The organism is Pseudomonas sp. S2_E01 (assembly GCF_054668365.1).
Window position 1 is genome coordinate 835003 of record NZ_CP162762.1, and the last position, 12799, is coordinate 847801.

The following is a 12799-nucleotide window of genomic DNA, read 5'->3' on the forward strand; positions in this document are numbered from 1 at the left end:
ATTCCATTCCGGGTGGCAGTCTTGACTGCAACACCCGTACCGTCCTGGCCCTGCTGGCCTGAAAAAAAACGGTGCCATCCGCGGGAGCGGTTTGGGCTTGTAAATCACGCTGGGTTCAACCGGGAACAGGCGATAAAACGCTTGAGTTACCGGTTTGAAATGTGGTTGGCCTTTCTAAGGGAAAACCCTATATGTAGGGTTTTTTTAGCGCCGTGCTACAAGATAATGCGTTTTGAGGGGGGTTGCAACGTACTGCCTGTGGATAAACCTGTGCGTAAATTGTGTGTGACAGGGTGAATCCGCGTGTAGGCCGCGAACCTGCTGGATCGAGCGAATTTTCACTGATTTTCAATGAGCGAAAACAGCCATCCGGATTTCGAAGGGCGCGAACCCTATCACAAAAAAGCGGGTTGTCCGAACGCATTTGCCGGCTTGTGTTCTGGACGAGTGGCGTTTATACAATCGGCCGGTGCGTACGCATTCTTATCCCCCCAAACATGACAAAAAGACGGGTGGATCCTTCCTTTATCAGTGTTGTTGGCAAGCAGAGGTCACCGTGGAGCAAGAAGCCTGGCAGGTATTGATTGTCGAGGACGACCAGCGTCTGGCCGAGCTGACCCGCGAATACCTGCAAGCCAATGGCCTGCGCGTGTCGATCGAGGGCAATGGAGCGCTGGCTGCGGCCCGCATTATCAAGGAGCAGCCGGACCTGGTGATCCTCGACCTGATGCTGCCCGGCGAAGACGGCCTGAGTATCTGCCGCAAGGTTCGCGACAAGTATGACGGCCCGATCCTGATGCTTACCGCGCGTACCGATGATACCGACCAGATCCTCGGCCTGGACCTCGGGGCCGACGACTACGTGTGCAAACCGGTGCGTCCGCGTTTGTTGCTCGCGCGCATCCAGGCGTTGTTGCGCCGTAGCGAGTCGCCTGAGCCGGCGGCGGAAAAACAGCGCCGCCTGCAGTTCGGTCCGCTGGTGGTGGACAGCGCGTTGCGTGAAGCCTGGCTGCATGACAACAGCATCGAATTGACCAGCGCCGAGTTTGACCTGCTGTGGCTACTGGTGGCCAATGCCGGACGCATCCTGTCACGGGAGGAGATCTTCACGGCGTTGCGCGGTATCGGTTATGACGGCCAGGACCGCTCCATCGATGTGCGCATCTCGCGGATCCGTCCGAAGATTGGCGATGACCCCGATCACCCGCGCCTGATCAAGACCATCCGCAGCAAAGGCTATCTGTTCGTGCCTGAAGCCTGCGTAGACCCGTCGCTGTGAACTCGATCTTCCTGCGCATCTACGGCGGCATGTGCGCGGCGCTGATCCTGGTGGCGGTGCTTGGGGTGCTGGCGTTGCATATGCTCAACCAGGTGCGCAGCGAGCAGTACCGCGAGCGCCTGGCCCACGGCACGTTTTCGCTGATGGCCGACAACCTGCAACCGATGAATGAAACCCAGCGCCACCGGGCGTTGCTGGTCTGGGAGCGTTTGCTGGGCATTCCGCTGGCACTGAAGACCTTCGCCCAGAGCGACCTTGACCTGACCCAGCGCACCCGCGTGCTGCGCGGTCAGGCGCTGGTGGAACAGACCGGTCCGCATGCGGCGAGGGTGTACCGGCTGGTCAGTGAAAAGGAACAGTTGATGCTCACCGGCGAGGTGCAGCAGATCAGCGAGCAACTTGCGCGAGCAACAATCTACCTGCTCACCGACGAACTGGTGCGCGTCCCGGTGGCCGAACAGGCCAAACGCCTGGCGCAGTTAAAGGAAGAGAAAGGCTTCGGTTTCGACTTGCGGCTCGTCACGGTCGAAGAGGCCGACATGGACGAAGACCAGAGTCGCCGTGTGTCGGAAGGGGACACGGTGATGGCGTTGGGCAAGGAGGGCGATTCGATCCGGGTGTTCGCCGGCATGGTCGGTACGCCCTGGGTGCTGGAAATCGGTCCGTTGTACCAGATGAATCCTTATCCGCCACAATGGCTGGTGCTGATCGCGGCGCTGGGGCTGAGCCTGATCGGTCTGATCGTCTATTTGCTGGTGCGCCAGTTGGAGCGTCGTCTACGCGGCCTGGAAGCCGCCGCCACGCGCATCGCCCAGGGCAGCCTGGAAACCCGGGTGCCGGCGCGTGGTGCGGACTCGGTCGGGCGTCTGGCGGCGGCCTTCAACGGCATGGCCGAACACTTGCAGCAATTGTTGGCGGTGCAGCGCGAACTGGTGCGCGCCGTGTCCCACGAATTGCGAACGCCGGTGGCGCGTTTGCGTTTTGGCCTGGAGATGATCGGGTCGGCCACCACGCCGCAAGCGCTGGAAAAATACTGCGAGGGCATGGACCACGACATCGAAGACCTTGATCGGCTGGTGGACGAAATGCTCACCTATGCGCGTATGGAGCAGGGCTCGCCGGCGTTGAACTTCCAACGCATCGACCTGGACGCGCTGGTCAATCAGGTGATCGAGGAGTTGGCGCCGCTGCGCGCGGATGTCACGGTCCAGCGCGGGTTGTGCCTGTCGGCGGCCGATTGCGACGACGCCTGGGTCGAGGCAGAGCCGCGTTACCTGCACCGAGCCATTCAGAACCTGGTGAGCAACGCCATGCGACACGCCCAGTCGCGGGTGACTGTCAGTTATCAGGTCGGCCAGCAACGTTGTCGGGTCGATATCGAAGACGACGGGCCGGGGGTGCCCGAGTCGGCATGGGAGAAAATCTTCACGCCGTTCCTGCGCCTCGATGACAGCCGCACGCGTGCTTCCGGCGGGCATGGCCTGGGTTTGTCCATCGTGCGGCGGATCATCCATTGGCATGACGGCCGGGCCTTGATCAGCAAGAGCAAGAGCCTGGGCGGGGCGTGTTTCAGTTTGAGTTGGCCGAGGGATCAGGAGAAGCGCTGAGATTTGTGTTGTCTGGCCCGGCCTCATCGCGAGCAAGCCTGCCCTGTAGGAGCGAGCTTGCTCGCGATGGGGCCGGCCAAAACAACAAACCTCTTCAGGTCTTGATGCTGACCAAACTCAACAACTGCCCATCCTTCACCCCAAACTGCGCCTCCAGCTCGGTGCCATGCCGCCACTCCGCGGACAGATCGGCCAACAACCGCAACCGCACCTGCCCAGCCTCGCTCCACTCCAGCACCTCGGCGTGCTCGAAATAGAAGCGCTGCTGCACAATCGGATAAAGCGCCTTGAACAGACTCTCCTTCACGGAAAACGTCAGGGTCACCAGCAGCGCCTGTTGATCGTGGCGGCCGGTCGCCATGCGCTGCAGTTCGGCGGGGGTGAGAATTTCCCCGGCCAGGCGCTGCGCCCGTTCCGCGTTGAGCAGGTTTTCCAGGTCCATGCCCAGGCCGCGCCAATCGCTTTTACGCGCCACGATCGCCGCCGCTCGGCCGGTGCTGTGGGTGATCGAGCCACTGATGTGCGACGGCCAGACGGGGGCCCGATCCTCACCCATGGCCGGAACCTCATTCAGCCCTTCCAGTTGTTGCAGCGCGGCCCGTGCGCAGATTCGCCCGGCGAGAAATTCGGCCTGGCGTTTGGCAACCGAGCGTTGGACGGTGGCCGGTGGCTCGATGGCGCTTTGCCGGAAGTCATCGGCGGTCAGTCGCGAACTGTCGAAATGGGTGCTGAGCAGTACCGTGTCGGGCAGCACGAACGGCAGCGGCCAGTCGGCATCGAGCGGGGTGCAGCAGGCGGGTAGTGCGGGGATGGGAGTCATGTCGGCATTTTGCCGGGTTGGTTGCGGGCTGGGTAGTCTCATCCGAGACCGAGGTGACCCCATCGCGGGCAAGCCCGCTCCCACAGGGATTTTCTGTACGACGCAAATCACCTGTGGGAGCGGGCTTGCCCGCGATGGATTCAACTCGGTCTATGCAATCAACCAAACAATTTCTTGAAAAACGCCTGCATATCGGCCCACGACTTGTCATCCGCCGCCTTGTTGTAGCCAATGTCCGGGCCGCCATGATCGCCATGGCCCAGGCGGTCCGCGTCCGGGTTGCTGAAGCCATGTTTGGCCCCCTCCAGGCTGACGAAGGTGTAGTCGGCGCCGGCCTTGTCCATCTCGCTTTTGAAGGCGGCCACGTTTTGCGGCGTGACCATGCTGTCCAACGCGCCATGCTCGACCAGAATCTTCGCTTTCACCTTGCCAGGCTCAGCCGGCGTATTGGTCGCCAGCGCGCCGTGGAAACTCACCACGCCCGCCAGTGGCACACCCTGGCGCGCCGCATTCAACACCACGGCGCCGCCGAAGCAGTAACCGATCGCCGCCACCTTGTCCGGGTCGGTTTGTGCCTGTTTCTTCAGCAGATCGAGCCCGGCCTGGAAGCGGGCGCTGGAGGCGTCGGCGTCCTTCAACGCGGCCTGCATGAAGGCCATGGCGTCCTTGGGATGCTCGGTGTTCTTGCCATCGCCGTACATGTCGATGGCGAGCGCGCTGTAGCCCAGGGCCGCGAGGTCACGGGCTCGGCGCTTGGTGTAATCGTTGAGCCCCCACCATTCGTGCACCACCACCACGCCCGGGCGTTGTCCCTTGATGGCGTCGTCGTAGGCGTAATAGCCGATCAGTTTTGTGCCGTCGGCAGTTTGATAGGGCATTTCCTGGGTTTTGATTGCGGCTTGGCCAAGCCCGCTCAGGGTCAGTAAAAGGACAGCGATGAGTACGCGCATGCAAAGATCTCCTGCAACAAGGGGCTCAAACAAGGGCTTAGCGTAGCCGTCAATCTGGTTCAGCGGAGGTTCAGTGTACGTTCAGGGGCAGTTCAGGGCCCGGTGGGTAACCTTGTGCCATACCCGAAAAGCACATTGCACCTGAGGAAACTCGTCAATGACTACGTTGAAGAACCTGCTTCTGGCTTTCACGGTGATGGGCGCAAGCGTAGCGGCCCATGCAAGCGACGATAACTTTTCCAGCCCGGCGTTCGATCAGAACAACAGGCTGAAAAAGGCTAACGCGCTGAACTTCAACCACCCGAACGCCGCAGGCGTGATCCAGGACAGTGTCTGGGGTGTGCGTCTGGCGCAACAAAACGGTCGAGGCCACTACTACGCCGCTTATGACAAGGTGTCGGGTACCTACAATGGCATTAAACTGCGTCAGGAATACCTGCTTGGCGTTTACGATCTGTCTGACCCGGTGGGTGGCAGCACCCACTCGGTACACCTCTGGAGATGTTGACTTGCCCGGGAGAGCCTCATGAAATTGCTGGTCGTCGAAGATGAAGCGCTCTTGCGCCATCACCTGCAAACCCGCCTGACGGACAGCGGCCACGTGGTCGAGTCGGTGCCCAACGCTGAAGAGGCGTTGTATCAGACCGAGCAGTTCAACCACGACCTTGCCGTGATCGACCTTGGGTTGCCGGGTATGGGCGGGCTCGACCTGATTCGCCAGTTGCGTTCGCGCGGCAAGACCTTCCCCATCCTGATCCTCACTGCCCGCGGCAATTGGCAGGACAAAGTCGAAGGCCTCGCCGCCGGTGCCGACGACTATGTCGTCAAGCCGTTCCAGTTCGAGGAACTCGATGCGCGCTTGAACGCGTTGCTGCGTCGCTCCAGCGGGTTCACTCAGTCGACCATCGTCGCCGGCCCGCTGTTGCTCGACCTCAACCGCAAGCAGGCCTCACTCGACGACCAGCCGCTGGCGCTGACTGCCTACGAATACCGCATCCTCGAATACCTGATGCGCCACCACCAGCAGGTGGTCGCCAAGGACCGCCTCATGGAGCAGCTCTACCCGGATGATGACGAGCGTGATCCGAACGTCATTGAAGTGCTGGTCGGCCGCCTGCGGCGCAAGCTCGAAGGCCCGGCGGGTTTCAAGCCGATCGACACCGTGCGTGGCCTCGGCTACCTGTTTAATGAGCGCTGCACTTGATCCGTTCGCTTCGTGTTCGCTTGATGCTGGCCGCCACCCTGTTGGCGGTGTTGTTCATGCTGGCGCTGTTGCCAGCGATGCAGGGCGCGTTCAGCCTGGCGTTGCAGGATTCGATCGAGCAACGCCTGGCCTCGGATGTCACCACGCTGATCTCTGCTGCCCGGGTCGAGGGCAACCGTTTGCAGATGCCGGCGCAGTTGCCCGATGAGCGCTTCAACCTGACTGACAGCGGCCTGCTCGGCTATATCTATGACCGCGACGGCCATTTGGTCTGGCGCTCCAAAGGTACCCGCGAGGAACACATCAATTACAAGCCGCGCTACGACGGGCGCGGAAACGAGTTCGCGCGAATCAAGGAAGCCGACGGCAAGGAGTTTTTCGTTTATGACGTCGAGGTCAAGCTGCTGGGTGGCAAAAGCGCGGCGTTCAGCATCGTCACCCTGCAACCGGTGCGCGAATATGAAAATACCCTCGAAGGCCTGCGGGAAAACCTCTACCTGGGCTTCGGCGCGGCACTGCTGGTGCTTCTGGCGCTGCTGTGGATAGGCCTGACCTGGGGTTTGCAGGCGTTGCGTCGGTTGAGCCAGGAACTCGACGAGATCGAAAGCGGCGCGCGCGAAAGCTTAAGCGAACAGCACCCGCGCGAGTTGTTGCGCCTGACCGGCTCGCTCAACCGACTGTTGCACAGCGAGCGCGAGCAGCGCAGCCGCTATCGCGATTCCCTCGACGACCTGGCCCACAGCCTGAAAACCCCGTTGACCGTGTTGCAAGGTGTCAGTGAAGACATGGCGCAACGGCCCGCCGATCGCGACCAGGCCTGGGTGTTGCAAACCCAGATCGAGCGCATGAGTCAGCAGATTGGCTATCAATTGCAGCGCGCGAGCCTGCGCAAAAGCGGCCTGGTGCGCCATCAGGTGCGTTTGCAGCCCGTGTTGCAGAGCCTGTGCGACACCCTGGACAAGGTCTACCGCGACAAGCGCGTGCGGGTGGCCTTCGACCTGCCGCAACCGTGCTATGTGCCGATCGAGCAGGGCGCCTTGCTGGAAATGCTCGGCAACCTGTTGGAAAACGCCTATCGCCTGTGCCTGGGCGAAGTGCGCATCAGCGTGCGCGAAAGCCTGAGCGGCATCGAGCTTTGCGTCGAGGACGACGGGCCGGGCGTGCCGCCGGACCAGCGTGCGCGGATCCTGCAACGCGGTGAACGCCTGGACCGCCAGCACCCGGGGCAGGGGATCGGGCTGGCGGTGGTGAAGGACATCATCGAAAGCTACGGCGCTCGGCTGACTCTGGGAGATTCGCCAATGGGCGGGGCGGCGTTCAGGATCCATTTTCCGGTGCTCTGAGCAACTTGTGTTTCTGATATTTTCATTTTGTATCAACAAGTTATGAATAAATAAGGCAACAGTTTTTCGTTGGTATTCAGTCCTTCGCTGGCTGGTAATAGGCGTAGCCCCTCGACGAGGAGGCAGCATTACTGGCCATTAAAGGACTCAACGATGGAAAAGAAAAAAATCTGGCTGACGTTCGACGACGGCCCTCGGCAGACCCAGACCGACACAGTGCTCGATACGCTTGCCAAGTCCGATATCAAGGCGACTTTTTTTATCGTGGGCAACCTGGTCGCCAAACATGGCGAGCGCATCCGGCGCATCCTGGGTGAAGGGCACCGGATCGGCAATCACACCTACGATCACCTTCGGCTGGTGGGCCAGGACAAGGACACCATCATCGACCAGATCAAAAGAACCGAGCAGGCCCTGGCGCCGTTCCAGGCGCCGGACCCGATCATGCGACCGCCCTATGGCGCCCACGATGCACTGGTTGATCGCACGATCGCAGACCTCGGTTATCGCCAAGTGCTATGGAGTGTCGATACCCTGGACTGGAAGAGTGACTACCGCGAAGGCGGCTGGGTGGCCCATGGGGTCGAGCAGATTCGCAAGCGCAACCATTCCATTGTGCTCATGCACGACATCCACGCGACCACGGCGAACAACCTGGGTCGGTTCATCGCAGAAATACAAGCGCTGGGCGATGTGAGCTTCGAGTCACCGGCCACATTGGCCGTCCCGCCGGTCAGCCAGCAGAACATGTATGTGGTGGTAAGAGGCGATACCCTTGCCCGGATTGCCAAGGAATTCTATGGCGATTTTGCCAAGTTTCCGTTGATCTTCGAGGCGAACAAATCGGTGTTGGAACATCCCGACAAGATTTATCCCGGCCTGGCATTGGTCATTCCGCCGTTGAAGTAGGCGGCGCTGGCGCTCGGCTTTCCTGCGCCCGATAGGCCCCCGGCGTCAGCCCCGTCCACTTCTTGAAGGCCCGATGAAACGCCGAGGGCTCGGAAAACCCCAGCTGCTCGGCGATCTGTTGCAACGACAGGTCCGCGCGTCCCAGATGATAAATCGCGATGTCGCGGCGCAGCTGATCCTTCAATTCCTGAAAGCTCGAACCCTCTTCGCGAAGGTGCCGCCGCAAGGTCTGCGGGCTGATGTGCAGGTACGCGGCCACGGCTTCCAGGTCCGGCCAGCGCGCGCTGTCACGGCTGAGGAGGCGCCGCAGCCGGCTGCTCAGGCTGTCCCCGTCATCCGGGCGCGACAACAGGTCGGCGGGGGAGCGTTCGAGGAAATGCTTGAGGGTGCGTTCGTCCTGCAACAACGGCATGTTCAGGTATCGACTGTGGAACAGCAGGCTGCTCTGGGGCGTGCCAAATTCCATTGGGCAGGGGAACAACAGGTCATATTCGGCACCGTGGGCAGGCCTGGCGTAACTGAAGGTCACTTGTTCCAGGCGAATGCGCTGGCCGATCAGCCAACTGCCGAGCCGATGCCAGACCAGCAACTGGCTTTCGGTGAGGAAATGGTCCGGGTCATGGAAGCGTGCGTCGTCGAGACTCAGGCGGATCAATTCATCTTCACGGGCCAAGGTCAGGCGCGGGCCGCCCGGGAATAAGCTATAAAATAATAAGCCACGGCGCAGTGCCCGATCGAGATTGCGGCAATGGATCACGGCATGACACATCATCGCGAAGCTGCCGGTCTTGCTCGGGACCGGCCCGAATCCCAGATATTCGTCATCGAGCGCCAGCCACAACCCTTGAATCAACCGGGTGAACTGTTCAGGCGTGATTCGCGCCCGGGGCTCCCCCAGCAATTCGGGGCTGATGCCCAGTTGGTGCAACAGTTCTGAACAGTCATGACCCAGGCGACGGGCACCGCCCAGGGCGGCGCGCGCAAAATGACTGGCGATGGTGCGTTCACGCATGGCAGGCAGATCCGGCATTTGACGACGAATGGTAGCCATGCAGGCAGCGGCCGAACAAGGCGGATATCCGCCAAATTGTAGGACGAGCCCTGGCGGATGGGCGGAAATCCGCCACTGTTTGGCTGGCGAGCCATTGCCGCGTGAACCGTAGAGCCCTGATGGCAAAAGGCTCACAGGCATTTTGGAAAAAGTGGCACGCCGCTTGCGATACAACCGACAGATGTCTGCTTTCGTGCAGCTCGAAAAAACAAATCCCTCCAGTGCAGGAGGGTTCGCAAATGAGGTGTCGTCGACAACAGGTGGATGTTGTCGCGCCGCGCTCTTGAGGAACTTTGCAATGACGACTCGTCAGCCACTGTACAAATCCCTGTATGCCCAGGTGATCGTTGCCATCGTTATCGGCATCCTGCTCGGTCACTACTATCCTCAGCTCGGTGTGGCGGTAAAGCCACTGGGTGACGGGTTCATCAAGCTGATCAAAATGGTCATCGCCCCGATCATCTTCTGCACCGTTGTCAGCGGTATCGCTGGCATGCAGAGCATGAAGTCGGTCGGCAAGACCGGCGGCTACGCGCTGCTTTACTTCGAAATCGTTTCGACCATCGCATTGCTGGTAGGCCTGGTGGTGGTGAACGTCGTTCAGCCGGGCAACGGCATGCACATCGACGTGGCCACCCTGGACGCCTCGAAAGTCGCTCAGTACGTTTCGGCCGGTGCTGACCAGAGCGTCGTCGGCTTTATCCTCAACGTGATCCCGTCGACCATCGTTGGCGCCTTCGCCACTGGCGATATCCTGCAAGTGCTGATGTTCTCGGTGATCTTCGGTTTCGCCCTGCATCGCCTGGGTGCCTACGGCAAGCCGGTTCTGGACTTCATCGATCGCTTCGCCCACGTGATGTTCAACATCATCAACATGATCATGAAGCTCGCGCCAATCGGTGCCTTCGGTGCCATGGCATTCACCATCGGTGCCTACGGTGTCGGCTCGCTGGTGCAACTGGGCCAGTTGATGGCGTGCTTCTACATCACCTGCCTGCTGTTCATCCTGATCGTGCTGGGCGGTATCGCTCGCGCTCACGGCTTCAGCATCCTGAAGCTGATCCGCTACATCCGTGAAGAACTGCTGATCGTGCTGGGTACTTCTTCTTCGGAATCGGTACTGCCACGCATGCTGATCAAGATGGAGCGCCTGGGCGCGAAGAAATCCGTCGTGGGTCTGGTGATCCCGACCGGTTACTCGTTCAACCTTGACGGTACCGCGATCTACCTGACCATGGCGGCCGTGTTCATCGCTCAAGCGACTGACACCCACATGGACATCACTCACCAGATCACCCTGCTGGTGGTGTTGCTGCTGTCCTCCAAAGGTGCTGCTGGCGTGACCGGTAGCGGTTTCATCGTATTGGCTGCCACCCTGTCCGCGGTAGGCCACCTGCCGGTTGCCGGCCTGGCGCTGATCCTCGGTATCGACCGTTTCATGTCCGAAGCCCGTGCCCTGACCAACCTGGTCGGCAACGCCGTTGCTACCGTGGTCGTGGCCAAGTGGGTCAAGGAACTGGACACCGACGTGCTGCAAGCCGAACTGGCCTCTGGTGGCCGCGGTATTGCTGACGAGCGTGAAGAAGACGACCTGGGCGTGGCCGAAGGCCCAACCCCGAGCAGCGTCAAGTAAACCCGCCGCATAGGAAAAACCCGCTTCGGCGGGTTTTTTCATGCCTGTGATTTGAGCGTAACGGTCACAGTTACTGACACTTCGGGTGATTGCCGCAACGCCAACGGCTGCCTAGGCTTGAGTTATTGCACCTGGAGGTCACTCATGCTCGGTCCATTGGCATCGCTGAAGATTCTGGATTTTTCGACACTGTTGCCGGGGCCGTTTGCCTCGCTGCTTCTGGCCGACATGGGCGCCGAGGTATTGCGCATCGAGTCGCCGACCCGCACTGATCTGCTGCGCGTGCTGCCGCCCCATGACCGGGGCGTGTCGGCGAGCCATGCCTACCTCAATCGCAACAAGCGCAGCCTTGCGCTCGACCTCAAGCAGCCCGAGGCACTGGAGATCATCAAGTCCCTGCTGCACGACTACGACATTGTCCTGGAGCAGTTTCGCCCTGGTGTGATGGAGCGACTGGGCTTGGGTTATCAAGCGCTGAAAGCAATCAACCCCAGGTTGATCTACGTGTCCATCACCGGGTACGGGCAGACGGGTCCCTACCGGGATCGCGCCGGTCATGACATCAATTACCTCGCGTTGGCAGGGCCGGCAAGCTACACCGGCCGCGCTGACGCCGGGCCACTGCCGCTGGGCATGCAGGTGGCGGACGTCGCCGGCGGCTCGTTGCACGCCGTCGCCGGACTGCTGGCGGCGGTGATCGCCCGCCAGCACAGCGGTGTCGGGCAGTACCTGGATGTGAGCATGACCGATTGTGCCTTCAGCCTGAATGCCTTGGCCGGCGCCGGGTACCTGGCCTGTGGCGAGGAGCCGGGGCGCGAGACCCAGGTGCTCAATGGTGGCAGTTTCTATGATTACTACCGTTCACGGGACGGCCGCTGGTTGTCAGTGGGCAGCCTGGAGCCGGCTTTCATGAAGCAATTGTGCACGGCGCTGGGACTCGAAGAACTGGCAGCCCTGGGCCTGTCGCCGCAGCCTGCCCGGCAGAAGCAGCTCAAGGAGGCATTGAAGATCGAATTCGAGAAACATGACTTCGCGGAGTTGTGCGCGTTGTTCGCCGAGCTGGATGCGTGTGTCGAGCCGGTGCTGAGCCTCGGCGAAGCGGTCAGCCATCCGCAGTTGCAGGCGCGGCAAGTGGTGACACAGGTGCCTCGGGGGGATGGTTCGAGCCAGGCGCAGATGGCTTGCCCGTTGAAGTTTTCCGATGGGTTACCTCAGTCTCGGCATATCGGCGCGGGGGTGGGGGCGCATACTGATCAGGTGCTGGGGGAGCTGGGGTTCACTGAACAGCGGATTGCGCAGCTGCGGGGGGCCAAGGTAATTCTGTAGTGGTTTGGCGGGCCCCATCGCGGGCAAGCCCGCTCCTACAGGGGTTTTGCGAACGCCATAGATCACTGTGGGAGCGGGCTTGCCCGCGATGGGGCCAGTCCAGCCACTACAAAAACCAGCTACTCCACCCGCATCTCCCCACTGAACACCAACGTACTGCGACACCGCCGGCACAGATACCGCCGGCCCTGCCGCACCAGGCTGTGGCGCTGGGCCGAGAAAGGGAAATCGCTGTCGGCGCACGGGCACTTGTAGATGTAGCGGGTCACGCTGCGGCGCTTGACGTCATAGGTGTGGCAGCGATTGGGCGGCAATTCGTACACCCCGCGCATGATCAACTGCCACTCTTCGCCGTGGGGCTGGATGGTGTCGCCGAACAATTGGTGCGCGATCAGGTGCGCGACCTCATGGGCCACGGTCTGCTTGAGAAAGTCTTCGGTGTTTTCCCGGTACAGCTGCGGATTGAAACGCAGCAGGTTCTCGTGCAGATGCGCGACACCGGCTTTTTGCCCGCGCAGCTTGAGGCTCACCACAGGGCGTTTGAAAGGTCGTTTGAAAAAGGATTCGGCTTGTTGGAAACAGTCTTCGACGCGGGTGTTGAGTTGCTCGGGCATGCTTGATGGATCTCCAGAGACGTCGAGTATGCCGCAACCCCGGGGCCTTGCGAATCGCCCAGG

General features: G+C 61.1%; 11 protein-coding genes and 1 pseudogene. 8 read left to right on the plus strand and 4 right to left on the minus strand.

What is annotated here, in order from left to right:
• Positions 1-556 precede the first annotated feature (556 nt).
• Both AB4O36_RS03905 and AB4O36_RS03910 read left to right on the plus strand, forming a co-directional pair.
• Positions 557-1279 carry a response regulator gene (locus tag AB4O36_RS03905; protein ID WP_460121786.1) on the plus strand — a complete coding sequence of 241 codons (723 nt, stop codon included), beginning with the start codon at positions 557-559 and terminating at the stop codon, positions 1277-1279.
• Positions 1276-2886: an ATP-binding protein gene (locus AB4O36_RS03910; RefSeq protein ID WP_460121788.1), complete on the plus strand. Its 1611-nt coding sequence runs from the start codon at positions 1276-1278 to the stop codon at positions 2884-2886. Before AB4O36_RS03905 ends, AB4O36_RS03910 begins: the two co-directional genes overlap by 4 nt.
• Positions 2887-2980: 94 nt before the next feature.
• Here the strand turns inward: AB4O36_RS03910 and AB4O36_RS03915 are convergent, their stop codons facing one another.
• Both AB4O36_RS03915 and AB4O36_RS03920 read right to left on the minus strand, forming a co-directional pair.
• Positions 2981-3706 carry a 4'-phosphopantetheinyl transferase family protein gene (locus tag AB4O36_RS03915; protein WP_460121790.1) on the minus strand — a complete coding sequence of 242 codons (726 nt, stop codon included), beginning with the start codon at positions 3704-3706 and terminating at the stop codon, positions 2981-2983.
• A gap of 158 nt (positions 3707-3864) precedes the next feature.
• The gene (locus tag AB4O36_RS03920) at positions 3865-4656 is read right to left on the minus strand and encodes a dienelactone hydrolase family protein (RefSeq protein ID WP_460121792.1); all 792 of its coding nucleotides are present in this window, start codon (positions 4654-4656) and stop codon (positions 3865-3867) included.
• A gap of 157 nt (positions 4657-4813) precedes the next feature.
• Between AB4O36_RS03920 and AB4O36_RS03925 the strand changes: the two are divergent.
• The 4 genes and pseudogenes from AB4O36_RS03925 to AB4O36_RS03940 form a co-directional block, all read left to right on the plus strand.
• A pseudogene (locus AB4O36_RS03925) lies at positions 4814-5137 on the plus strand (hypothetical protein); the annotation flags it as partial.
• Between the two features lie 45 nt (positions 5138-5182).
• Complete coding sequence (locus tag AB4O36_RS03930) at positions 5183-5860, plus strand: response regulator (RefSeq protein WP_368554731.1); 678 nt, start codon at positions 5183-5185, stop codon at positions 5858-5860.
• Positions 5857-7203 carry an ATP-binding protein gene (locus AB4O36_RS03935; RefSeq protein WP_460121794.1) on the plus strand — a complete coding sequence of 449 codons (1347 nt, stop codon included), beginning with the start codon at positions 5857-5859 and terminating at the stop codon, positions 7201-7203. The genes AB4O36_RS03930 and AB4O36_RS03935 overlap by 4 nt, the downstream gene beginning before the upstream one ends.
• Positions 7204-7356: 153 nt before the next feature.
• On the plus strand, positions 7357-8112 hold the full coding sequence (locus tag AB4O36_RS03940; protein WP_460121796.1) for a polysaccharide deacetylase family protein: 756 nt from the start codon (positions 7357-7359) through the stop codon (positions 8110-8112).
• On the opposite strand, the gene AB4O36_RS03945 is transcribed toward AB4O36_RS03940, so the two are convergent.
• On the minus strand, positions 8093-9124 hold the full coding sequence (locus tag AB4O36_RS03945; RefSeq protein ID WP_460121798.1) for an AraC family transcriptional regulator: 1032 nt from the start codon (positions 9122-9124) through the stop codon (positions 8093-8095). The two genes, AB4O36_RS03940 and AB4O36_RS03945, sit on opposite strands and share 20 nt — an antisense overlap.
• Before the next feature lie 337 nt (positions 9125-9461).
• On the opposite strand from AB4O36_RS03945, the gene AB4O36_RS03950 reads away from it, so the two are divergent.
• Together AB4O36_RS03950 and AB4O36_RS03955 are read left to right on the plus strand one after the other, a co-directional pair.
• Positions 9462-10796, plus strand: a complete 1335-nt coding sequence (locus tag AB4O36_RS03950) for a dicarboxylate/amino acid:cation symporter (RefSeq protein WP_460121799.1) — start codon at positions 9462-9464, stop codon at positions 10794-10796.
• Positions 10797-10940: 144 nt separating this feature from the next.
• Positions 10941-12122: a CaiB/BaiF CoA transferase family protein gene (locus AB4O36_RS03955; protein WP_460141095.1), complete on the plus strand. Its 1182-nt coding sequence runs from the start codon at positions 10941-10943 to the stop codon at positions 12120-12122.
• Positions 12123-12241: 119 nt separating this feature from the next.
• On the opposite strand, the gene AB4O36_RS03960 is transcribed toward AB4O36_RS03955, so the two are convergent.
• The gene (locus AB4O36_RS03960) at positions 12242-12736 is read right to left on the minus strand and encodes a SprT family zinc-dependent metalloprotease (RefSeq protein ID WP_460141096.1); all 495 of its coding nucleotides are present in this window, start codon (positions 12734-12736) and stop codon (positions 12242-12244) included.
• Between the last annotated feature and the right edge of the window lie 63 nt (positions 12737-12799).